This window comes from Salinispora pacifica CNR114 (assembly GCF_000514775.1).
In the GTDB taxonomy this organism is placed as follows: domain Bacteria; phylum Actinomycetota; class Actinomycetes; order Mycobacteriales; family Micromonosporaceae; genus Micromonospora; species Micromonospora pacifica.
On sequence record NZ_KI911467.1, the window covers coordinates 120,279 to 143,181 of the forward strand.

General features: G+C 66.8%; 17 protein-coding genes. 8 read left to right on the top strand and 9 right to left on the bottom strand.

All coding sequences use genetic code 11. The features are described 5' to 3' along the window. Positions 1-113: 113 nt before the first annotated feature. The 5 genes from metH (at position 114) to B118_RS0125515 (ending at position 9,301) form a co-directional block, all read left to right on the top strand. Positions 114-3,629 (top strand): methionine synthase, encoded by a 3,516-nt coding sequence (metH, locus tag B118_RS0125495; RefSeq protein ID WP_018811330.1) that lies wholly within the window; start codon positions 114-116, stop codon positions 3,627-3,629. 315 nt (positions 3,630-3,944) lie between these two features. After that, the gene (gene gad / locus B118_RS0125500; protein ID WP_018811329.1) at positions 3,945-5,345 is read left to right on the top strand and encodes a glutamate decarboxylase; all 1,401 of its coding nucleotides are present in this window, start codon (positions 3,945-3,947) and stop codon (positions 5,343-5,345) included. Positions 5,346-5,362: 17 nt separating this feature from the next. Next, positions 5,363-6,841, top strand: a complete 1,479-nt coding sequence (gene gadC, locus B118_RS0125505; protein WP_018219879.1) for a glutamine/gamma-aminobutyrate antiporter GadC — start codon at positions 5,363-5,365, stop codon at positions 6,839-6,841. Positions 6,842-7,040: 199 nt separating this feature from the next. Then, on the top strand, positions 7,041-8,615 hold the full coding sequence (locus tag B118_RS0125510; protein ID WP_028193690.1) for a DHA2 family efflux MFS transporter permease subunit: 1,575 nt from the start codon (positions 7,041-7,043) through the stop codon (positions 8,613-8,615). A 200-nt stretch (positions 8,616-8,815) separates the two neighbouring features. Next, a complete protein-coding gene (locus tag B118_RS0125515; protein WP_018811326.1) occupies positions 8,816-9,301 on the top strand; it encodes an iron chaperone in 486 nt (161 codons plus the stop codon). Positions 9,302-9,457: 156 nt separating this feature from the next. On the opposite strand, the gene B118_RS0125520 is transcribed toward B118_RS0125515, so the two are convergent. The 5 genes from B118_RS0125520 to B118_RS0125540 form a co-directional block, all read right to left on the bottom strand. Continuing rightward, the gene (locus B118_RS0125520) at positions 9,458-10,288 is read right to left on the bottom strand and encodes an ABC transporter permease (protein ID WP_018811325.1); all 831 of its coding nucleotides are present in this window, start codon (positions 10,286-10,288) and stop codon (positions 9,458-9,460) included. Further along, positions 10,285-11,235, bottom strand: coding sequence for an ABC transporter ATP-binding protein (locus tag B118_RS0125525; RefSeq protein WP_018219875.1), 951 nt, complete (start codon positions 11,233-11,235; stop codon positions 10,285-10,287). The genes B118_RS0125520 and B118_RS0125525 overlap by 4 nt, the downstream gene beginning before the upstream one ends. Further along, a complete protein-coding gene (locus tag B118_RS0125530) occupies positions 11,195-11,734 on the bottom strand; it encodes a VOC family protein (protein WP_028193691.1) in 540 nt (179 codons plus the stop codon). Before B118_RS0125530 ends, B118_RS0125525 begins: the two co-directional genes overlap by 41 nt. 134 nt (positions 11,735-11,868) lie before the next feature. Next, a complete protein-coding gene (locus tag B118_RS0125535) occupies positions 11,869-12,645 on the bottom strand; it encodes an alpha/beta fold hydrolase (RefSeq protein ID WP_027657447.1) in 777 nt (258 codons plus the stop codon). Between the two features lie 242 nt (positions 12,646-12,887). Beyond that, positions 12,888-13,724, bottom strand: a complete 837-nt coding sequence (locus tag B118_RS0125540) for an AfsR/SARP family transcriptional regulator (protein ID WP_018219872.1) — start codon at positions 13,722-13,724, stop codon at positions 12,888-12,890. Positions 13,725-14,472: 748 nt separating this feature from the next. On the opposite strand from B118_RS0125540, the gene B118_RS0125545 reads away from it, so the two are divergent. Both B118_RS0125545 and B118_RS0125550 read left to right on the top strand, forming a co-directional pair. Then, positions 14,473-15,306, top strand: a complete 834-nt coding sequence (locus B118_RS0125545; RefSeq protein ID WP_018821037.1) for a helix-turn-helix domain-containing protein — start codon at positions 14,473-14,475, stop codon at positions 15,304-15,306. Between the two features lie 299 nt (positions 15,307-15,605). Then, complete coding sequence (locus B118_RS0125550) at positions 15,606-17,000, top strand: NDP-hexose 2,3-dehydratase family protein (RefSeq protein ID WP_027645534.1); 1,395 nt, start codon at positions 15,606-15,608, stop codon at positions 16,998-17,000. Between the two features lie 89 nt (positions 17,001-17,089). Here the strand turns inward: B118_RS0125550 and B118_RS0125555 are convergent, their stop codons facing one another. From B118_RS0125555 to B118_RS0125565, 3 genes are read right to left on the bottom strand one after another with little or no spacing between them, the layout of a single operon-like run. Further along, a complete protein-coding gene (locus tag B118_RS0125555) occupies positions 17,090-17,755 on the bottom strand; it encodes a sulfotransferase family protein (protein ID WP_028193692.1) in 666 nt (221 codons plus the stop codon). A 41-nt stretch (positions 17,756-17,796) separates the two neighbouring features. Continuing rightward, positions 17,797-18,210, bottom strand: coding sequence for a carboxymuconolactone decarboxylase family protein (locus tag B118_RS0125560; protein ID WP_018219868.1), 414 nt, complete (start codon positions 18,208-18,210; stop codon positions 17,797-17,799). Further along, on the bottom strand, positions 18,173-19,012 hold the full coding sequence (locus B118_RS0125565; RefSeq protein ID WP_027657448.1) for a gamma-glutamyl-gamma-aminobutyrate hydrolase family protein: 840 nt from the start codon (positions 19,010-19,012) through the stop codon (positions 18,173-18,175). Before B118_RS0125565 ends, B118_RS0125560 begins: the two co-directional genes overlap by 38 nt. A gap of 452 nt (positions 19,013-19,464) precedes the next feature. Between B118_RS0125565 and B118_RS0125570 the strand changes: the two genes are divergently transcribed. After that, positions 19,465-21,237, top strand: a complete 1,773-nt coding sequence (locus B118_RS0125570; protein ID WP_018811317.1) for an FAD-dependent monooxygenase — start codon at positions 19,465-19,467, stop codon at positions 21,235-21,237. A 166-nt stretch (positions 21,238-21,403) separates the two neighbouring features. Here B118_RS0125570 and hemG read toward each other — a convergent pair whose 3' ends face one another. After that, entirely contained in the window at positions 21,404-22,870 is a 1,467-nt protein-coding gene (hemG, locus tag B118_RS0125575) for a protoporphyrinogen oxidase (protein WP_018219865.1), read from the bottom strand. Positions 22,871-22,903: the final 33 nt, after the last annotated feature.

Consider the following 22,903-nt stretch of genomic DNA (forward strand, 5'->3'; position numbering starts at 1 on the left):
ATCGACGAAACAATCACCCGGGCGACAAAGGGGCAGCGTGTGCTGGTTACCCCAGGTGGGGCCCGGCAGCCGGGGCTAGACCACATTCCGTGTGGTCGCAGTAACCTGAAGCTGTGGTGATCTCTGTGCTCGACGCGCTGACCGACCGGGTCCTCGTCGCCGACGGGGCGATGGGGACCATGTTGCATGCGGCAGATCTGACTCTCGATGACTTCGATGGGCTGGAAGGCTGCAACGAGATCCTCAACGTGACCCGGCCGGACGCGGTCCGTGGCGTGCACGAGGCGTACCTGGCCGTGGGCGCAGACTGCGTGGAAACTAACACGTTCGGCGCGAACCTCGCGAACCTGGCCGAGTACGGCATTGAGGGGCGCATCCGTGAGCTTTCCGAGGCTGGCGCCCGGCTGGCCCGCACCGCCGTCGACGCGTACGCGACACCGGAGCAGCCGCGCTTCGTCCTGGGCTCGATCGGGCCGGGCACGAAGCTGCCCACCCTTGGGCACGCCACGTACGCCGCGCTGCGGGACGCGTACCAGGAGAACGCCGTCGGCCTGATCGCCGGCGGATCGGATGCGTTGATCATCGAGACCTGTCAGGACCTGCTTCAGGTGAAGGCGGCGGTGATCGGCTCGAGGCGGGCGATGGCCGAGCTGGGCCGGTCGGTCCCGATCATCTGCCACGTGGCGGTGGAGACCACCGGCACGATGCTGCTGGGTAGCGAGATCGGCGCCGCACTCACCGCGATCGAGCCACTCGGCATCGACCTGATCGGGCTGAACTGCTCCACCGGCCCGGCGGAGATGGGTGAGCACCTGCGCTACCTGTCGCAGCATTCCCAGATCCCGGTCTCGGTGATGCCGAACGCCGGCCTGCCGGTCCTCACCTCCGACGGCGCGTACTTCCCACTGACGCCGGACGAGCTGGGCGATGCTCTGGCGCAGTTCGTCACCGACTACGGTGTGGCGCTGGTCGGCGGCTGCTGCGGGACCACGCCGGAGCACATCCGGGTGCTGGCCGAACGGATGCGTGGCCGACCGCCGGTGGTGCGCGAGCCACGGCCCGAGCCCGGCGCCTCGTCGATCTATCACCATGTCCCCTTCGCGCAGGACGCGAGCGTGCTGATGGTGGGGGAGCGGACCAACGCCAACGGATCCAGGGCGTTCCGTGAGGCCATGCTCGCCGAGGACTGGCAGGCCTGCGTGGAGATCGCCCGTGGCCAGGCCCGGGACGGCTCGCACCTGCTGGACCTCTGCGTGGACTACGTGGGCCGCGACGGCACCCAGGACATGCGCGAGTTGGCCAGCCGGTTCGCCACCGCCTCCACGCTGCCGATCATGCTGGACTCAACCGAGCCGGGCGTGATCGAGGCGGGGCTGGAGACGCTCGGTGGGCGATGCGTGGTCAACTCGGTCAACTTCGAGGACGGCGACGGCCCCGACTCCCGATATGCCCGCCTGATGCCCGTGGTCAAGGAACACGGCGCGGCGGTGGTGGCGCTCCTCATCGACGAGGAGGGGCAGGCGCGTACCAAGGACTGGAAGGTACGCGTGGCCGCCCGGCTGATCGACGATCTGACCGGCCGATGGGGGATGGCCCGGTCGGACATCCTGATTGACGCCCTGACCTTCCCGATCGCCACCGGGCAGGAGGAGACCCGACGGGACGGGATCGAGACCATCGAGGCGATCCGAGAGATCGCCGGCCGCTACCCGGGGGTCAACTTCACCCTGGGTATCTCCAACGTCTCGTTCGGGCTCAGTCCGGCGGCCCGGCAGGTGCTCAACTCGGTGTTTCTGCACGAGTGCGTCCAAGCCGGGCTGACCTCGGCGATCGTGCACGCCAGCAAGATCCTGCCGATGTCGAAGATCCCCGATGAGCAGCGGGAGATCGCACTCGATCTGGTCTACGACCGACGACGCGAAGGGTACGACCCGGTCCAGCGCTTCATCGAAGCCTTCGAGGGGGTGGACGCCGCCTCGGCGCGGGCCAGCCGAGCGGAGGAGCTGGCCGCGCTGCCGCTGGAGGAGCGGCTCAAGCGGCGGATCATCGACGGCGAGCGCAACGGCCTTGAGGCCGATCTGGACGCGACCCTCGCCACCGGGTTGGCGGCGATGGTCGTTATCAACGAGATTCTGCTGGACGGGATGAAGGTGGTCGGCGAGTTGTTCGGGGCCGGCCAGATGCAGTTGCCGTTCGTACTCCAGTCCGCCGAGGTGATGAAGTCCGCGGTGGCGTACCTGGAGCCGCACCTGGAGAAGGCCGATGACGGCGGCAAGGGACGGATCGTGCTCGCCACCGTGAAGGGCGACGTCCACGACATCGGCAAGAACCTCGTCGACATCATCCTGTCGAACAACGGCTATGAGGTGGTGAACATCGGGATCAAGCAGCCGATCAACGCCATCCTCGACGCCGCCGAGCAAAACCGCGCGGACGCGATCGGCATGTCGGGGCTGTTGGTGAAGAGCACCGTCATCATGAAGGAGAACCTGGTCGAGATGGCCACGCGGGGAGTTGCGGAGCGCTGGCCGGTCCTGCTCGGGGGTGCGGCGCTGACCCGCGCGTATGTCGAGGACGACCTGCGATCGATGTTCCCCGGCCAGGTGCACTACGCCCGGGATGCCTTCGAAGGGCTCTCCCTGATGGATCGGGTGATGGCCGCCAAGCGCGGCGGCGCACAGGTGGTGGACCCGGAGCGGGAGGCGGCGTTGGCCGCACGGCGGGAACGGCGGGCGCGGCAGCGGGCGATCGTCAGCGAGTCGTTGCCGGAGTTGAACGATGCCTCGGTCCGCTCCGACGTGGCCACCGACGTGGAGGTGCCCACCCCACCGTTCTTCGGCACCCGGGTGGTCAAGGGGCTGCCCCTCGCCGACTACGCGGCCCTGCTCGACGAACGGGCGACGTTCCTCGGGCAGTGGGGACTGCGCGGTACCCGCGGCGGTAGCGGACCCACCTACGAGGAACTGGTGGAGACCGAGGGTCGGCCGCGGCTACGCTACTGGCTGGACCGGCTCATCGCCGACCAGGTACTTGAGGCAGCTGTGGTGTACGGCTACTTCCCGGCCTACTCCGACGGCAACGACCTGGTCGTGCTCGACGAGAACGGGCACGCTGAGCGGGCTCGGTTCACCTTCCCCCGGCAGCGCCAGGAGCGGCGGCTCTGCTTGGCCGACTTCTTCCGTCCTCGCGGCGGCGAGTCTGACGTGGTGGCGCTGCAACTGGTCACGGTTGGCCAACCGATCAGCGAATATACGGCGAAGTTGTTCGCCCGCAACGAGTATCGCGACTATCTGGAGGTTCACGGGCTGTCGGTGCAGCTCACCGAGGCCCTTGCCGAGTACTGGCACCAGCGGGTCCGCGCCGAGCTGAGCCTGCCCGACGACCGTACGGTGGCCACCACCGACCCGGCTGACCTGGCCGGGTTGCTGCGTAACGACTACCGGGGCTGCCGGTATGCCTTCGGCTACCCGGCCTGTCCGGACCTGGAGGACCGGGCGAAGCTCGTGGACCTGCTGGGTGCGGAACGGATCGGCGTGCAGCTGTCGGAGGAGTTCCAGCTCGTTCCGGAACAGGCCACCGACGCGATTGTCGTGCACCACCCGGAGGCGGGTTACTTCAACGCCAAGTGAGACCAGGTCCGCACGACCAGGTCCCGGTGGGGTGATCCACCTGTTGGTAGCGGGGGAGGGCGGGTGAGACCCACGCCAGCTGCCCGCCGTTCCGCATCGCCTCCGCCCAGGGTCGCGACAACCGATCTGGAGCTGCCGCTGCGGTGACAGCCGGATGGTGAGACAGTGCCGGTGTTGCCGGTCGGGTGAAGCTGTTGCGATTGCCGGAGCGGGTATGTGCAGCGGGCGTAGGGTGGTGCCCGACGAGCCTTTGCCGCCGGGAACGCTGTTTGCCAATCCGTAGCCCCTGGTCGCTGGCAAGCCCTGGGAGGGTAAATGCCGGACATGGAACAAGATTTTGACATGATTTCGTCGGATTCACTTCTGTTGAATCCGATGTTCGCGCGTCCGGGCCAGTCGACGGAGCTTACCCGGTTTTCGATTCCGGACGCCGCCACGCTGCCCGAGACCGCATACCAGATCGTGCACGACGAGGTGGCCCTCGATGGGAACGCCCGACTGAATCTGGCGACATTTGTTGGCACCTGGATGGACGATCATGCCGAGAAACTGTTCGCGGAAACCTTCGACAAGAATCTTATCGACAAGGATGAGTATCAGGCGACCAGCGCAATAGAGAAGCGGTGTTTGGTCATGCTGGCAGATCTTTGGCATGCACGGGAGCCGCGGAGCACTATCGGCACGTCCACGACCGGTTCCTCGGAAGCCTGCATGCTGGGGGGGTTGGCCCTCAAGCGTCGTTGGCAGCATGCGCGCCGCCGTGCCGGCAAGCCGGCCAGCCGTCCCAACCTGGTGATGTCGAGCGCGGTGCAGGTGTGTTGGAAGAAGTTTTGCAACTACTGGGATGTGGAGCCCCGTTTGGTTCCAATCTCCCAAGAGCACAAGACCCTGGACGGTCATGAACTCGCCTCATACGTGGACGAGAACACGATCGGGGTCGTCGCGATCCTTGGTGTGACATATACCGGACTCTACGAGCCGGTCCAGCGCATCGCGGCTGCGCTGGACGAAATTCAGGACTCGACCGGACTTGATATAGACATTCATGTAGACGGAGCTACCGGTGCGTTTGTGGCGCCCTTTGTTCAGCCAGACATGGTCTGGGACTTCCGGCTCCGGAGAGTAGCGTCGATCAATGTCTCCGGTCACAAATACGGACTGGTATACCCCGGGCTGGGATGGGTGGTCTGGCGAGACAAGGCGGCGCTGCCCGAGGACATGATTTTCTGGGTAAACTACCTGGGTGGTGAAACGCCGACGCTCGGGCTGAACTTCACCAGACCAGGAGCCCAGGTGCTCTTGCAGTACTATCTCTTCCTGCGTTTGGGGCGAGAGGGCTTTCGGCGGGTGCAGCTCGCCATGCATGATGTTACGCGGTACCTGTCCCAGGAGGTCGCGAAGATACCAAATCTCGAGCTGTGGAGCGATGGTAGCGATATTCCGGTGCTGGCTTGGTGCCTGCGGAGTGGGTACACCAAAAATTGGAACCTGTATCACCTGTCCGATCGCATGCGAATGAGGGGATGGCAGATCCCCACCTACGCGATGCCCGAAGGTCTTACGGACCTTATGGTGCAGCGAATCGTGATTCGCAATGGGCTCAGCCGTGACCTCGCCGAGGTGTTTATCACTGAACTGCGAGGCGAGATAGCGCACCTTGACTCCCTCGACTCTCCCATACCTGCGGTCGGCCAGCGACCTGGGTTCCATCATTAATACTTTGTGAGAGCGCCATGGCTCCGTCAGATAGCCGGCCGGCGGGCAAAAACTCCGCGAAGATCAGTGTCCTTGGGCTGGCGATGCTCAACATCGTCGCGGTGGTCAGCCTGAGTGGCCTACCCGCTGAGGCCGAGTACGGGTTGAGCGCCGCATTCTACTACATCTTCGCTGCGTTCTTCTTCCTCGTGCCGGTCTCGCTGGTCGCGGCTGAACTGGCCACCGGATGGCCGGAGAAGGGGGGCGTGTTCCGTTGGGTTGGCGAGGCGTTCGGAGCCCGTTGGGGATTCGTGGTCATTTTTCTACTCCTGGCTCAGGTGACGATCTGGTTTCCGGCTCTGCTCACCTTCGGGTCGATCTCGCTCGCTTACACCGGACCGGAGGCGACGCTGGATGAGAAGTTGTCCGGAAACCGAATATACATTCTGCTGACCGTGCTCGCGGTCTTCTGGGTCGCCACCGCGCTCGGCGCCCACGGGATTGCTGCGTTTACCCGTATCGCGAAATGGGGCGGCGTCGTTGGCACTATTCTCCCCGCCTTGCTCCTCGTGATCCTCGGTATCGTCTACCTGAGCTCGGGCGGGCAGTCACAGACTCCGCTGGGTTGGGACGAGGTGGTCCCGGACTTCACGCGGTTCAGTAACCTGGCGCTGGCCGCGAGTATCTTCCTCTTCTACGCCGGCATGGAGATGAATGCGATCCATGTGCGGGACGTGGAGAATCCGTCCCGGCACTATCCGCTGGCGGTGCTGATCGCGGCGGTGGGAGCGATGAGCATTCTGGTGCTGGGCACACTGACGATTTCCTTCGTGGTGCCGCGGTCCGAGATAGACCTGACGCAGTCACTACTGATAACCTTCCTTGATGTTTTTCGCTGGCTCGGCCTCGCCTGGGCGGCGCCGATAGTCGCCGTCGCCTTGGTAATCGGCGTTCTGGCTGGCATCGTAACCTGGGTCGTTGGCCCGTCAACCGCGATGCTGGCGGTGGCAAAGGCCGGCTATCTGCCACGTTTCTTTCAATCGACGAACAAATACGGGATGCCTACCAAAATTTTGTTGTGGCAGGCGATTTCGGTTAGTGTCCTGGCGGTCCTGTTCATTGTTATGCCATCAGTGGAGGCCGCCTTCCAGGTGCTCAGTCAGCTTGCTGGTCTCCTCTATCTCCTCATCTATCTGGGAATGTTCGCCGCAGCGATCCAGCTACGGTACAGCCAACCTGATCGACGACGGCCGTACCGAGTGCCGGGTGGGCTTCCGGGAATGTGGGTCATCGGTGGCGTCGGCTTCGTCGCCTCGGCGCTCGCACTCGCCTCCAGCCTCACCCCTCCAGATCAGATCGGTGTCGGAAGCCCCGCTCTCTACATCGGACTGCTCGTCGGGCTGGCGGCTGTGATCATCGCGGTGCCGCTGAGCGTGTACGCACTGCGTAAGCCGGACTGGTGTGACCCTGATCGTGATGTCGCACCGTTTAGCTGGGAGACGCCGGGCGATCGCTGACCCGGCCGGTGCGCCAGGGCGACAGTTGACCGGCAGCCGGGTGTCACCGGAACCCGGCGGAAGTGTCTCGCCGGGCAGGATGGGGCGCTGTCGCTGTCCCGTCGAGCCCATGGGCCGGGTTCCCGAAACAGAGGGTGCGCTTCAGCGCGAAACCACCCAATAACCCACGGTTCGCCGATGGCCCGCCTACCGTGACCTCGTGAACGCCGGAACGGAAGCTGAGACGGGCGAGGGCCGCTCGTGGACACGGGCCCAGAAGTGGACGATAGTCGCGGCTGGCCTCGGCGTCTTCATCACCCTGCACGACGTGCTGGTGGCGAATGTGGCGCTGCCCCGAATTCAGGCCTTCTATGACTTGGGGGAATCCGGGCTGCAGTGGATCGTCGCCACCTACACGATGGGAATGGCTATTGCCATCATGCCCGCGGCCACCGTGGCAGATCGATTCGGGCGGCGGCGCCTGTACCTGACCGCAGTGGTGGTCTTCATCGTGGCCTCGGTGACGGCCGGACTTACCTCCACCTTCACCGTCATGCTGTTGGCGCGGGGGACGCAGGGAGTGGCTGCGGCCGTCATCACCGTCTCCGCACTGGCTCTGGTCTCGGCGACCTTCCCGCACAAGCGGCAACGCTTCTTCGCCCTCGGGCTCTTTGCCGCGGTCGCGGACATCGGGCTGGCGCTCGGCCCGCCGCTGGGTGGGATCCTGACCGAGGCTGCGAGCTGGCGGGTCGTCTTCTTCCTCAATGTTCCGGTCGCCGTGCTGGTGGTCGGGCTCACCCTTCGGTACGTCGCCGAGTCACGTGAGTCCACCCGCCGTGTTGTCGATCTACCCGGGCAGCTGCTGTTTGTGATAACAGTTGGAGCGTTTACTTTTGCCGTTATCGATGGCCATGATCTGGGTTGGGGATCGCCGCTAATTCTGGTAATTTTCGTCGCCTTCGCCGTTGGCCTCGTTGCCTTCATTGTCCGTGAGCTCCGTACCCGGTCACCGATGATGGATCTGCGGCTGTTCACCAGCCGCGCCTACCGGCTGGGTAACATGGCAATATTTTTCGGTTTTTTCACCGTGTATGGCGCCTTGTTGATCGTCACCCAGTACTTTCAGAACGTCCGGCTCTATTCCCCGGTCGAGGCGGGTCTACTCATCCTGCCGTCCTCCCTCGCGTCGGTGGCGGTTTCCCCGGTCGCTGGCTTCATCGCTGCCCGCCGGGGCGCCCGCCTGCCGGCCCTCGCCGGCCAGGCTCTGCTCGTTGTCGGGCTGGCCATCATGGTGGTCGGGGTGGCGCGGAGTGTCGTCGCCGTCGTGCTGGGCTTCCTGCTCCTGGGCGCCGGTCTCTCTCTGATTATCCCGCCGGTGCAGGGGCTGGCGTTGAATTCGGTACCGGTCGAGCGGGCCGGGATGGCGTCGGGCATCATAGCCACCCAGCGAGGTCTTGGATCAACCGCCGGCTACGCGGTGCTGGGAACGATCGTTTCGGTATGGGTCGCTTCCTTCTTGGACGGCGACCTGTCCAGCACCATTCCCGACCGTGCCGAACGGGCTGCTGTTGTCGAGCAGATCGTTGACGACACCAACCCGAACGCTTTTGAGGCGATAGTCGGGCCGGGTCGGCCAGTTGACCATCCTGAGTCTGACCAGGTGACGGCGATTCGTACGGTCGCCGACCATACCTTTGTCCGGGGTATGCAGCTCGGCCTTGGGCTCGCCGCCCTGGTCGCCCTGATCGTCCTGGTGATCCTCATCCGGAGTTTCCGCGACCCCCAAGATCGATAGGGTGTGGTCTACCTTACGAACCTGCACCTGTGTTCAGAATGATTTACGACGTGAAATGTCTCTGCTTCCGAGCGAGGAGGTTGGGTCGGGGCACCACGCTGATGATGGATTGGTACGGAATCGAGAAGGTGTTGCCCGCCACAGGTGGTTAGCTGGAGAAACACGTTGACCACCGGACGGACAAGAGGAGCAGTGCGTACGTGAGCGTTACGTCGAAACCGGGTAAGGACAGCAACCAGGCAAAGTCGTCCCAGGAGGAAGGGTTCTCCGAGGTCGAGCGGGCCGCCATCAAGGACCGGGCGGCGGAGTTGAAGTCGGAGGCTCGCCGTAGCAAGAGCGCGAACAAGGCGGCAGCCGACGAGAGAGACGTCCTCGCGAAGATCAGCAACATGGCGCAGCCGGACCGCGCGTTGGCTGAACGCCTGCACGCCGTCATCACCGAGACCGCCCCTGAGCTGGCACCGAAGCTGTGGTATGGCCAGCCCGCCTGGGCCAGGAGCGGAAAGGTGGTCTGCTTCTTCCGCAGCGGGCAGGGAGACAAGCAGCGTTACTCGACGTTCGGGTTCTCGCCGGAGGCGAAGCTCGACGACGAGCAGGGTCTGTGGGCGACATCGTTCGCCCTGGCCGAGTTGACCGAGAAGGCCGAGGCAACGATCAAGAGGCTACTGCGGACCGCCCTGGGCTGAGGGGCGAGGTCGCGGCCCCGCCCGGGTGTGAATGTGTCGGCTGAGGCGGTTGGTGTTGCGCTCGGACGCCACCGGCCATCGTTTCACCGCTGACCAATCCTTCCGGCCCTCGGGCGCTCCCCGGCGATGGGGAGCGCCCGAGGCGACGGGGGTGGATCAGGCGTCGCGGCGGTTCAGGAGGAAGGCCGCGAGCGCCAGCAAAGCAGCGGTCCACAGGCCGAACACCCCGAAGCCCTGCCAGGGCGTGAGGAGACTTCCCTCCTGCTGGGTCGCCTGGCCGATCAGGATTCCGGCCTCGGTCGGTAGGTAGGCATGGGCGTACTCGCCGAACTTGCCGGGCAGTAGCTGCACCAGGGGAGCGAGCACGAGCACGAACATGATCACGCCGGTGATCCCCGCCGCGGTGCGCCGCACAATGGCACCGATAGCGAGGGAGAACAGGCTGAGCATGGCCAGGTAGAGGCCGGTACCCACCACTGCCCGCAGCGCACCGGGGTCGCCGAGGGATGCCTCAACCCTCTCGCTGAGCATCGCCGCGCCGATGAAGAACGAGACGAACGCCGCCACCAGGCTCACTGCCAGGACTACCAGACTCAGCACCATGCCCTTGGCGGCGAGCATGGACAGCCGGCGGGGCTTCGCCAGCAGGCTGGCCCGGATCATGCCGGTGGAGTACTCCGACGCGATAACCATGACGCCCAGGACACAGATGGCGGGTTGGCTGATCAGAAAGCCGCTGCCGAGGATGACGGTCGTCGGATCACCGACGATCAGCTCGCGGTCGCTCGCAGCAGTGTCGTCCCACGCGGCGATGGTCAAGCCGACAAGCAGTGCGGTGAAGGATGGGTACAGCAACGCGAGTAGTCCGAGCGACCAGCCGGTCGACCGGACCGATCGGAGCTTCGTCCACTCGGAGCGCAGCAGTCCGGCAAAGCTGGCGCGGCTGGCCACCGTGCTGGCGGTGGGGCGGGCGGCGGTCGCGGTCATCGGGCTTCCCCTCCGGACTTGGGGGCGTCGGCATCTTGGGTTGCGCCAGTGCCGGCGTACTCCACGCTCTCCCGGGTCAGCGCCATGAACGCCTCCTCCAGGGTGCCGCGCTGCGGGACCACCTCGTGGAGAACGTGTCCACCGGCCGACGCGATCTCACCGATCCTGGTCGCGTCCATCTCCTCAACGCTCAGCTCGTTGTCGTCGTTGCGGGTCACCGTGCCGCCGGCCCGGGTGATGGCCTCGGCCAACTCCTCGGCATTCGGGCTACGGACGAGCACCGTCTGCTTCTTGCCCCGCTCGATGAACTCCTGGGTTGGGCAGTCGGCGATCAGGCTGCCGCGGCCGATGATGATGAGATGCTCGGCGGTCACTGCCATCTCGTTCATCAGGTGGCTGGAGACGAAGACGGTTCGACCCTCGGCCGCCAGCTGCCGCATGAAGGTGCGGACCCAGAGGATGCCCTCCGGGTCGAGCCCGTTGACCGGCTCGTCCAGCACCAGCACGGCGGGATCACCGAGCAGGGCGGCGGCGAGCCCAAGCCGTTGCCCCATGCCGAGGGAGAAGCCTCCGGTCCGCTTGTGCGCCACCTCGCGCAGCCCGACCAGGTCGAGTACCTCCGAGACCCGCTTCTTGCCAATGCCCTGCGACTGGGCCAGGCAGAGCAGATGGTTGTAGGCGGTCCGACCCGGGTGCACCGCCTTGGCCTCCAAGAGCGCGCCGACCGTGGCGAGCGGGGTGGTCAGCTCCCGGTAGCGCTTGCCGTCGATGGTGGCGGTGCCACGATCCGGATGGTCGAGACCGAGCAGCAGGCGCATGGTCGTCGATTTGCCGGCACCGTTGGGGCCGAGGAACCCGGTTACTCTGCCGGGCCCGACCGTGAAGGAAAGATCCCTCACGGCGACCTTATCGCCGTAGCGCTTGGTCAGGTTCTTGGCTTCGATCATCCGTTCCGTCCTGAAGAGGCCGATGGTTGGGAAAATGGGGATCCCCGGAGCCGCCACCGTCGCCGGTGTCTTTTCTCCGGCGGCGGATCTGGGAGAACCGCAGCGTGTTGCCGGCCGGATCGCGGAATGCGCAGTCCCGGACGCCCCAGGGCTGGTCGGTCGGCTCCTGCACCACCGTTGCGCCCCCGGCGCGAAGGTGCTCGAAGGTCGCGTCACAGTCCTCGGTGCGGAACACCAGACCGGGCAGCAGGCCCTTCACCAGCAGCTCCGCCAGGGCATGCTGGTCAGCGGGCGAGGTTTCCGGGTAGACGACCAGGGACTGTAGAACGATGTCGGCATCGGGCTGCCCAGATGTACCGAGGGCAATCCAACGCAATCCCTCGAATGTGTGGTCCTGGCGAACCTCAAGGCCGAGAACATCCCGGTAGAAGGTGAGCGCGCGTTCATGGTCGTCTACGGCGACGAAGCGCTGCGCAACCTTGACTCCCATGTGCTTCATGCTACGAACGGTAGGGTTCCGGGCGCTTCTTGATTCCTGATGGACCTGGGGCGAATTGCGGTTGACCGGTCCGTCAGCCGCCCCCGGTACGCGCGTGCTCATCCGACAGCTCCTTTCGCGGGCCGTGAGAGGTATCAGGTCGTGGCGAACTCGACCAGGACCCGGCCAAGCGCCTCCATCTCGATCCGGTGCCAGGAGCCGGGCAGTTCCCTTCCCCGGGCGTTCGGCAGGGCCGCCGCCGTCGCCTGGGCCGCGGCACGCAGCCAGTCGCTGGTGCCGTCGCTGTTGACGACCAGCGTGGGAGTCCGCAGGGCGGCCAGCCGGTCGGCCGGGAGGGTGTAATCGCCACAAAGAGTGGCGTCATAGGCGAGCGTGTGGGCATTCGCCTCGTTCGTCGCCCAGAGTGGCCCTTGCCGCCACTGGGCGATCGCCGTTGGGGGTAGGTCCATCAGCACGTTCAGGAAGTACTCCGCAGCGGCGCCGCGTTGGCCATCGGCGACCAGCGCGCGTAGCTGGTCGGCGGCGTCGAGGGGCGGCCGCGGGTGGTCACCGACCCGGAAGTACGGTTCGTGCAGGGCCAGCTTGGTGATCGGGGTACCCGCCAGGGCCGCCTCCAGCGCGAGATTCGCGCCGCACGACCCGGCGAACACCACCGCGTGGCCACCCGCCTCCTCGATGACGACGGCGAGGTCCTCAATCTCTCGTTCGATGGCATATCGGGGGGAATCTGCGCTCTGCCCCCGTCCCCGGCGATCGTAGACGTAGGTGGTGCAGTGCGCTGTCAGCTCTGGGACAAGTGCGTCAAAAATTGTGTGATCGCGGAATGCGCCGTTCAGGAGTACGATCGGCGGCCCGGCGCCGGCCCGCTGATAGGCGATCGTGGTGCCGTCCCGCGAAAAAACTTTTCGCATCTAGTTCTCCTCGGTTGCCGCGGCTGTGTTTTGTCAATTTCTTGCCAGTTGGTTGACCTCCCCTCGAGGCTTGGTCGGGCCGCCGAAACTCCTACGCCCGTGGGCCAGCTTTCGCTGTTTGCGTTTCGGTGCCCATGCGACTGCGGGGGCATGCGGGTCTGCCCCGGGCTGACCGGCCTGGGATAGATTGTCAGAGGTGAAGCCGCGCGGGTGACAGGGCTGGTCCAGCCGGCAGAACAGGGTTAGGGATGGCGTACTGTGAACCTACTGGGGGGCGATAGCGGTGACGTCTCCTCCAGCCCCGGATCGCCGGCAAGGATGGCGGCTAGGAGTCGCTGTACTCGTGGTCCTGGTTCGACGCCGAGCTCTTCGTTGAGGATGGAACGGAGGCGGTGGTAGGCCTGGAGTGAGCGGCCAACGTGGCCGGCGCGATACATTGCCATCATTCGTAGCGCGCACAGGTTTTCGTTCATCGGGTTCCGTGCCGTGACGAGCGTTAGTTCCGCCAGCAGGTCGGAGTGTCGGCCCAGGGCCAGGTCCGTTTCGATCCGGCGTTCCAGCGCGCAGAGTCGACTTTCCTCCAGTGATGCCGCCTCGATCTCCAAAATCGGGCCCATTCGGACATCTACCAGGGCTGAACCACGCCAGACCTGAAGTGCGTGACCGAACTCCTGCGAGGCTCGGTGCTGGTCGCCCGCCTCGGCGGCGGCGCGACCGGCGAAAAGGTGGCGGTTGTACACCTCGACATCTGTTTCGCACGCGAAACCCTCGAGTAGATAGCCATTGTGGCGGGTGCCGATTATCTGTCGGGCTTCCGGGCTGCCGTACCCGGCCGTGGCGAGTGCGTTTCGCAGCTGCAGAATGTATGTCTGCAGGGTTGTGGCGTGGCTTCGTGGTGGACGGTCTCCCCACAGTTCCTCGATGAGCGTCGGCACGGTGACGACGCGTCCGACGTTCAGGGCGAGCAGGGCGAGCACCTGACGTTGTTTGGGTGCGCTGGTCTCCACCGGCGTGCAACCGTAGTGGAGCGAGAGTGGGCCGAGTAGCCCGAAGTTCAGAAGTGTCTGGTCCCTTTCCACCCGATCTCCTCCGTGTAACGGATTATCAACTTCAAGCCTTTCGTGCTGGCCTGGCGGCAGGCTTGGGTTGACATAGAAGTGGAGCCGAATTGGTTGATGAAGCGAGTTCGGTAGCGCATGCATGCCGGGCTGGAAAAACGATTTTAGGGGTGCCGACAGGTATGCGCGGCCACGCGTTCCATGTTTCTCCCCCCCATCGATCCAGTCCCTGGGTGGCGCGGGTAATTGCGTAATATTGTGCCATGATCCAGCGATCCAGGGAACTGGCGATTAACTCGGTGGTCGCAAGGTAGAAATGTCTGTTCCAGGTGGGAAAAGTATTTGTAGGGTTCGGTGGAGGTTTGCAGCGGTTTCGTCATGGGTTCCTGGGGTAGTTGACCTATCTACTGCCGGCAGGGTTGGTTGTCGTTCTCATGCAGACCAAGGCGGGGAGGCGGTCGCCGGTTTCGGGTCGGCTGGCGTTCTGGGCGCCGGTGTATCGCCGATATAAGTATGTATTTAGCGCCTTGAATCATGCTTTCCCGCTACTTGGGTGTCACGCCTGTCCGGCGCGGCTGATCGCATTGGCGCTGGCCTGTTGGGGCCGTAGGTGTTCTGGTGAAACGGGCCAGCCTGCTGTCGATGACAAATTGTTGCGACCCTTTCGCTGTCGGTGATCGCCGGTTCGGATCCGGTCCCCATTGCTGCTCGAGCTGATCCCGACGGAGGGTGGTCACCATGGTGGTCGCGACGATGCAGCGAGGTGCGCATGGACAGTGCAGTCGAACGGGCGATCGAATATCTCTGGGAGCGTTACGACCGGCCGCTGACGCTGGCCGAGATCGCGGAGAGCGCTGGGTTAAGCCGGTTCTATTTTGCCCGACTTTTTCGCAATATTACCGGAATTACTCCCGGTCGGTTCCTGGCCGCTATTCGGATTCATCAGGCCAAGCGTCTTCTTCTTGAGACCCCGCTGCGGATAACGGATGTCTCCGTGCTGGTGGGATACAGCAGCCTCGGCTCTTTCAGTAATTGTTTCACTTCCAGCGTCGGGGTCTCGCCCGGCCGGTTCCGCCGTCTTCCGCCCACTGGTGCGACTGAGCTACCTGGCCGGTCTTCGGCCACCCGCCTCGGCGCCGGGGCGATCGCTGGGACGATCAGCCTGCCGGAGGGGCACGGCAACGCCCAGGTCTATCTGGGTGCGTTCTCGACCCGGATCGTGCAGCACCGTGCGGTCTCGGCAATGGTCGTTGACGTGCCGGGTGGCCGGCCGTCCTGTTACCACCTGCCGCACGTACCCAACGGCACCTGGTTCGTGCACGCGGTGGCGGTGGCCGATGGTGTCGGCCCCGAAGCCCGCCGTCGCACCGCCCTGATCGGCATGCACCCCCTGGTGACGGTCGTTGCGGACGGTGTGACCAGTGCTGCGGTCCGCCTCCGCCGCCAGCGGATGATCGACCCACCTGTGCTGCTCGCGTTACCGGAACTCACCCCCCGGTCCGTCCCGGCAGCCGGCGGATGCCCGGCCACCACGGCCCGGCAGGCACCCCTCGCGCGCTCCGCGCAGCCACGCCGGACGGCGCTGGCCCGAACACTGCCCTGACCCACGGGCTCGCCGCCGGGCAGCCTGTTCGACTGACGTCACCAAGGCGGTTGAACGATCCCCCTGCCAGCCGGTGGCCCCGAAGCGGCGCCACCCCCGCGTGCCCGCCGCCGGATGAACTGAACAGGTTCGGCGGTGTGACCGTGGCCGGGGCAACGTCGAGGATGCCCGGATGGGCGCTCCCTGAGCACCATGGCGGGACCGGTGCCCGGGGGGCGTTTCGGTGACGCCCACCGAGCGGCGAGTGCCGCCACCGGCGACCCCGCAACGGCTCGCGCGCCAGGAAGTGGTGATCGCCCGTGACCCCAGCCGTACTGCTCCAACCGCGTCGCGGCACCGAACTCACTGAACGGCTCGCCCGCTCGGCAGCGGCCACCGAGGGCGCCGGGATCGCCACCTCCGATGTGTCGGGCTGGCTCGCCGCCGAGCGGGTGGCGTGCGGCACCCGAGTACGGCGGGTCCCATTCGCGGAATTGGACGGCTGGTCGTTCCAGGCGGAAACCGGGAATCTGCGCCACCGTAGTGGACGGTTCTTCACGGTGGAGGGCCTGCGTGTCGTCCGACCGGATGTGGGCGCCGAGTGGCAACAGCCGATCATCGTGCAACGGGAGATCGGCATCCTCGGGATCCTGGCGAAGGAGTTCGACGGCACGCTGCACTTCCTCATGCAGGCGAAGGCGGAGCCGGGCAATCCCAACCTGGTGCAGCTGTCGCCCACCGTGCAGGCCACCCGGAGTAACTACACGAAGGCGCACGGCGGGACGGCGGTGACGTACCTGGAACACTTCCTTGATCCACCTCCGGGCCGAGTGCTCACCGATGTCCTGCAGTCCGAGCACGGCGCCTGGTTCTACCGCAAACGCAATCGCAACATGATCGTCGAGGTGACGGGTGAGGTGCCCGCGGACGAGCGCTTTCGTTGGCTCACGCTGGGTCAGCTGGGTCAGCTCCTCCGACAGGACAATGTGGTCAACATGGACTCGCGGACGGTGCTGGCGAGCGCACCGCTGGCGTACCCCGAGCACGGTGCCATCTGCTCGGACGCCGAGGTGGCTTCCTGGTTCACCGGTCAACGGGCCAGCCACGAGGTGCGGGCCCACCGGATTCCGCTGGCGCGGGTGGCCGGCTGGTGCCGCGACGAGCACCACATCTACCGTCCGGATCAGCGGCATTTCCGGGTGCTGGCGGTCGCTGTGGAGGGCGCGAACCGGGAGGTTTCCAGCTGGAGTCAGCCGTTGATCGAGCCGGTGGCCCCGGGCGTTGTGGGTTTTGCGTACCGGACCTTCGCCGGGGTGCCGCATGTTCTCGTGCACGCCCGGGTGGAGGGGGGCTTCCTCGACACCGTGGAACTGGCGCCGACCGTGCAGTGTGTCCCGGCGAGTTACTCCCAGCTGCCGGCGGCGCAGCGCCCTCCGTTTCTTGATCTGATGCTGGACCCGCCCCCGGAACGGGTCCGGTATACGACAACGCATTCCGAGGAGGGCGGTCGGTTCCGCAATGCCGAGAGCCGCTACCTGGTGGTCGCCACCGACGAGGCGGCGACGCCGACCGAGGCGCCACCCGGCTACCACTGGATCACCCCGGGCCAGCTCAGCTGGCTGGCCGGGCACAGCCGCTACGTCAACGTCCAGGCCCGGACCCTGCTGGCAATCCTGCAGACCCGGGCCGCCGAGGTCGGCCAGGACTCGTGGTGAACCAGGGTGCGGGCCGCTACCCCGCGGCCCGCACCCTGGTTGGATGGCCCTCGGCCTGGTCCGGCTGCCCGCCGCACTCGGCGACCGGCTCAGTTGGTCGCCACACCAGCGGCCCCGCCGCCCACCTCTCGGATGACCCGACGCATCGCCCCGCCGTCGTTGGCGTGGGGAAAGTCCTCCGTCGGCACCGGGACCCCGAGGAACGCGCACAGTGGCTCCCATCCCTGCTGCACGTCATAGGTGAGCAGGTTGTCGGGGGCGACAGAATCCGCGACCGCCTCGTTGTGCCGGCGAAAGACCCGGATGGCGTGCCCCTTGTCGGCGAAGCGTCCGCCGAAGAGACCATCCCAGACCATGGTGTTGACGAATCGGTATATCCGGGCCGGCATGGAGCCAGGTTCCGGTGGATTGTCGCGGTTCCGGTCGGCGAACTGGTACAACGTGTCGTACGTGCTTCGGTACCACTCCTCGCTGTCCCGTACGGTCAGGATCACCTTCGCCTTCGGGAACGCCCCGATGATTTCCTTGTGGTAGACGGCGCTGGGCCCGTCCGCCACGGAGACAAAGCCGTGGAACAGCGCTTCCCAGTCGGGCCGCTGCCCGTCGCAGACGACCTTTTCCCACTGCTGGAGTCGGTCCGAATCGTTGACGATATCGAACATGTGAGAGCAGGGTCCGTAGCCGAGGCGCTCCAGCGCCAGCTTCAGTGACGTAGTGCCAGTCCGGCCCAAGCCGGTGTTGATGAGCCGTAACATGTGAACCCCTTCTGCCGGTGCTGGTCGTCGCGGGGCCGGAATCAGCGCCAGTCCCCTGGATCCTGTCGAGTGGATAGGTTTATGCAATTCCATAGGTTGACCAGCCCGACATGCATGATCAATGCGCTGAGTTCCGGCTCGGTATAGTGCCGGACCGCCTCGTCCCAGACCTCGTCCGGCACCGGATCCGCCCGGTCACCGAGGCGGGTGGTGGCCTCGGCGAGCGCCAGCGCCGCCCGCTCGGCATCGGTGAAACAGTCGGCCTCGCGCCAGGAAGCCACGATGGGCAGGCGGTTGTCGATCCGCGCCGCCGCCGCCGGACCGGTCGGCAGGATCCAGACTCGCCCATTGAGCTGGCTGACCCGCATCCGGACCAGATCGAGCGTCCGGACCGGCACGCCGACCTGGTTGATCACCTTACCGAGTTCGAGCAGGGGCGGCAGCGCGTCGGGCACGACCAGAGACGGGTTGTTCATCCGCGATGCCATCAGATTCTCCCGGGGTTGGGGGTCGTTGTCTCGCACGTTCGGCGGCGTCGGCGAGCGCGCGGTGCAGTCGGGCGTCGGAGTCCTGCCCGGCCTCCCACTGCACTCCGAGCACGAACGGGTGCCCGGTCGCCTCGATCGCCTCGACGACCCCGTCCGACGCCCGGGCGGTCACGGTGAGACCCGCACCGACCCGGTCGACACCCTGGTGGTGGTGGCAGGCGACGGTGGGGACCTCGGCGCCGTAGACAGCGGCGGCGAGGCTGCCGGGCTGCAGGTGCAGGTGGTTCCGGCCGAGGGTGAAGGTCGCGGTCTGGGGGCAGTGGCCGTCGTGCTGCACGGCCTCTGGCAGGTGCTGGTGCAGGGTCCCGCCCGACAACACGTTGAGCGCCTGCATCCCGCGGCAGATGGCCAGGACGGGCCGGTCGGCTTCGAGCGCTGCTCGGAGCAGGGCCAGTTCGACGCGGTCCGCGGCGGGGTTGCCGCATCGGGTCCTGGTGTGCTGGGGCTGCCCGTACAGCTCTGGGTCCAGGTCCGGCCCCCCGGGTAGCAGTAGGCCGTCGAGGTGCGGCACCAGGTCCTCGGCACCCGGCAGCAGCGGAACCAACAGGGGGGCGCACCCCGCGGTGGCGAGCATGTCCACGTGGGCCTGCAGCGCCAGGCTGACGGTCGTGTCGAGCCCCTGCACCGTAACCGGAGTCGTTCGTGCGCAGACCCCGATCACCGGCCGTGCCACGTAGTCGTTCCGCACCGAGCTCATGGGCACCACCATTTCGAAGGCTCACCGTCTGGAGCAGCACGCCCCACAGATCGGTGGCAGGACAGTTGAAATGCGGCAAGGGTGGTGTGGTCGATTCGTACGCGCCGGACTATTCGACGACCACGGGGTGAACCTATAACGGTGCTCTGACCAATGGCAACGGTCGGATGCGCAGCAATCGGCTGCTCCCCGGAAAGCGGTCGGCCATATGGCGGATTCGTCGTTCAACCGCCGGTGCAACGCAGTCGAAAACCGGTGACCGTGGCTCGCTGTTTCGGGCCGGCAATAGGGTTGTCGGATCAATCCGTCCTTGACCGGGACTGCAGCGGCTCTCGGCAGACTGCGAGCGGTCCGGCCCGATCGTCGATTCCCGCCACGCGGCGGTCGACAGCCGTGGGTCGGCGAGGCCGCGAGCGGGGCCACGTACCCGCCCAGCCGGGCGGTCACCACTCGGAAGGACGACAATGGCAACGATAGAGGTTCCGGTTCTGATCGTGGGCGGCGGTGGATGTGGCCTGGCTGCCTCCGTCTTTCTGTCCGACCACGGTGTACGCCACCTGCTGGTGGAGCGGCACCCGGGTACGTCGAGAATGCCCAAGGCGCACTATCTCAACCAGCGGACGATGGGCATCTTCCGTCAGCACGAGCTCGATGCGGAGGTGGCCCAGCAGGGGGCGTCCCTGGCGGAGTTCGGCAAGCTGCGTTGGCTGACCTCGCTCGGTGGGGAAGGGCCCCTCGACGGTCTGGTCATTCAGGAGATGGATGCGTTCGGCGGCGGCGCGTTGCGGGAGACCTACGAGGCGGCCGGGCCAGTACTTCCGGTCAAGCTGCCCCAGGTCCGGTTGGAGCCGATCCTGCGGCAACATGCCGAGCGGCGCGGCCCGGGAGAGATCCGGTTCGGCCATGAACTGGTTACCTTCGCCGAGCAGGGTGACCGGGTGGTAGCCCAGGTCCGAGCGGTCGGCACGGGCGAGGTCACCACGGTGGTGGCCCGCTACCTCATCGCGGCTGACGGCGGCCGTACCGTTGGCGCGGCGCTCGGCGTGCAGATGCTGGGCCTGCCGGGGTTTCTCGAGGTCACCACCGCCTACTTCACCGCGGACCTGTCGCCGTGGTGGCGCGAGGGCACCCTACTCACCCACTTCCTCAATCCGCACGACCCCGATCTGTCCAGTAATCTCATCGAGATGGGCCCCACCTGGGGCAGACACTGCGAGGAGTGGGTCCTGCACTTTCCACCGGGTGACCCGCAGCGCTACCCCGCGGAGAGCATCGTCCCCAAGATCCGTGAGGTCCTCGGGCTGCCCGACCTGGAGCTCACGCTGCGCCAGGTCACGAACTGGTCGGTGGAGTCCCTCGTCGCCGAACAGTACCGGGTCGGTCGAGTGCTCCTTGCCGGTGACGCCGCCCACCGGCAGCCCCCCACCGTCGGGCTGGGGCTGAACACCGGTATTCAGGACGCACACAACCTCGCGTGGAAGCTCGCCGCGGTACTCACCGGCCGCGCCCCCGACAGCCTGCTCGACACCTACCAGGCTGAGCGGCATCCGATCGGCCGGCACAACGTCGACTGGGCGGTCTCCGCGGCCCTGCACCACCACGCGATCCTCGAGGCCGTCGGGGTCGGTCAGCACACCGCGCCGCAGCGTCGGGAGCGAGCGTTCGCGGCGTTCGTCGACCCAACCCCGATCGCCGCGGCGGCGCGGGCGCGGGCCGCCGAGCTGTTCGCCACCCACCGGGGTGGATGTCAGGCACACGACGTCGAGCTGGGTTTCGCGTACGAACAGGGTGCGGTCATCCCCGACGGGAGCCCGCCGCCACCGCGGGAGCCGCTGCGGGACGTCTACCACCCCACCACCCGGCCCGGGCATCTGCTGCCGCATGCCTGGATCAACCGCGCCGGCCGGATTCTGTCCACCCACGACCTGACCGGTTCCGCCGGCAGCTTCGTGCTGATCATCGGCCCGAAGGCGGAGCAATGGCGGGCGGCGGCCACGGCGGTGGCGGAGAAACTCTCGGTATCGATCAACACCGTCGCCATCGGGATCGGCGCTGAGTACACGGCGGTCGACGACCGGTGGTCACGCGTCCGGGAAATCGCCGACGAGGGCGCCATTCTGGTCCGCCCGGACAACCACGTGGCGTGGCGCAGCAGGGGCGCCGCCGCGAACCCGACCGGTGAGCTGGCCGGAGCCCTCGGACGCATCCTGGAGAACGCGGGGCCGGTCCGAGCCTGACCCCGGCAACAGCAGAATCACCCGTGCCCGCCCGGCCGGTCAGCCCGGGCGGGCACGGGTATCTGCCCGGCGTACCCCCGGCAGGTGGGCGAGGATGCCGACGCGGCCGTGGCCGGGCCGCTCGGACGTCGCCGGCGCCACCGACGGCCGGGGCGGGGAGGGCAGCTCAGCCCAAGGTAGCGGGGGTGGTTCTGGGTAGCCCCGTGAGCACCTGGCCGACGGCTTTGTGCGCATCGGCGATGCACGTGCCGACCCCCACTCCCTCGTACGCGGCGCCGCAGACGGCGAGCCCCGGCGAGCCCCCTACCGCCGTCCGGATCCGGTTCACCCGATCCACGTGGCCGACGGTGTACTGGGGCAGCGCGCTCGGCCACCGGGTGACCCGGGTCGCCACCGGGGCACCGACCGCCCCGGTTGCCGCGCCAACCTCGGCGGTCACCAGCCGGACGAGGTCGGCGTCGTCGCGGTGCAGCGCTGCCTCGTCGCCGACCTTCCCGACCGAACAGCGCAGAATCTCCACCTCGCCCGCCAGGTGCGGCCACTTCACCGTGGAGAAGGTCACTTCGTTGACGGCCCGTCCATCCACCGCCGGAACCCGGTAGCCGCAGAACCCGCGGGTGGCGAGCCCACCGGCGAATGCCGTACGGGGGTAGGCCAGCGTGATGATACCGACACCGGCGTACGGGATCTGCGCGAGCTCAGCGGCGGCCGGCGCCACTCCGGGTACGCCGGCCAGTAGTCGGCCGGCAGGCCCGGCGGGGACGGCGACGATGACCGCGTCCGCGGTGAGATGTTCGGTCCCGGCGTCGGCGTTGACGGTCAGCCGCCACCCCTGCCGCTCCGGAGCCAGGCCGGTGACCTCGGCCCCGGTTCGTACCCGCGCGTCGGGCGAGTCGGCGAGAACTGCGTCGACCAACACCTGGGGTAGGTTGCCGAGCCCGCCGGTCAGGGTACCGAGCCCGGTCGGCGGTTCCTGCCCGTCCGGTGGTGGCGGGGGGAGCAGTGAGCCCGCGGCCTGGATCAGCGACGGGTATCGGCGGGCGGCGTTCGCCAGCGGGGCCAGCATGGCCTCGAAGGACAGCTGGTCGGAGCGGCCGGCGCAGACATCGCTGAGGAACGGGTCAACGAGGCGGTCCAACACCTCCTGGCCGAGTCGCTGCGAGACGTAGGCCGCGACGGAGACGTCGCCGTCCCGTTCGGTCGGCGGCAGCCCAAGGTCGCGGCCGGCCGCGACCACCCCGCCCGGCGAGAGGATTCCGGACTCGGCGAGGGCGTCCAGGTCCGCGGGGATGCCCATGAACTGGCTGGCAGGCAGGGGCCGGAGCGCGCCCCTGCTCCAGATCGCGGTCGTGGTGGCGCCGGCCAGGGCGAGCTGATCGCCGAGACCGGCCGCGGTGAGTAACCGGGTGGTCTTGGGCCGCCGGGCATAGAGCCCTTCCGCCCCCTCGTCAACGAGGACGCCCGCCACCTCCGATGCGGACAGCTTCCCACCGAGCCGCGGCGCGGCCTCGAGGAGGGTGATTCGTACTGGCTCGTTCCGGAGGTAGAACGCCGCGGTCACCCCCGTGATGCCGCCCCCGACGATGACCACGTGGGGCGCCGTACCTGCCCGATCCTGTTCGTTGTCCACCATGTCGCCTGCTCTTTCGTGGGCTGCGATGTCGTA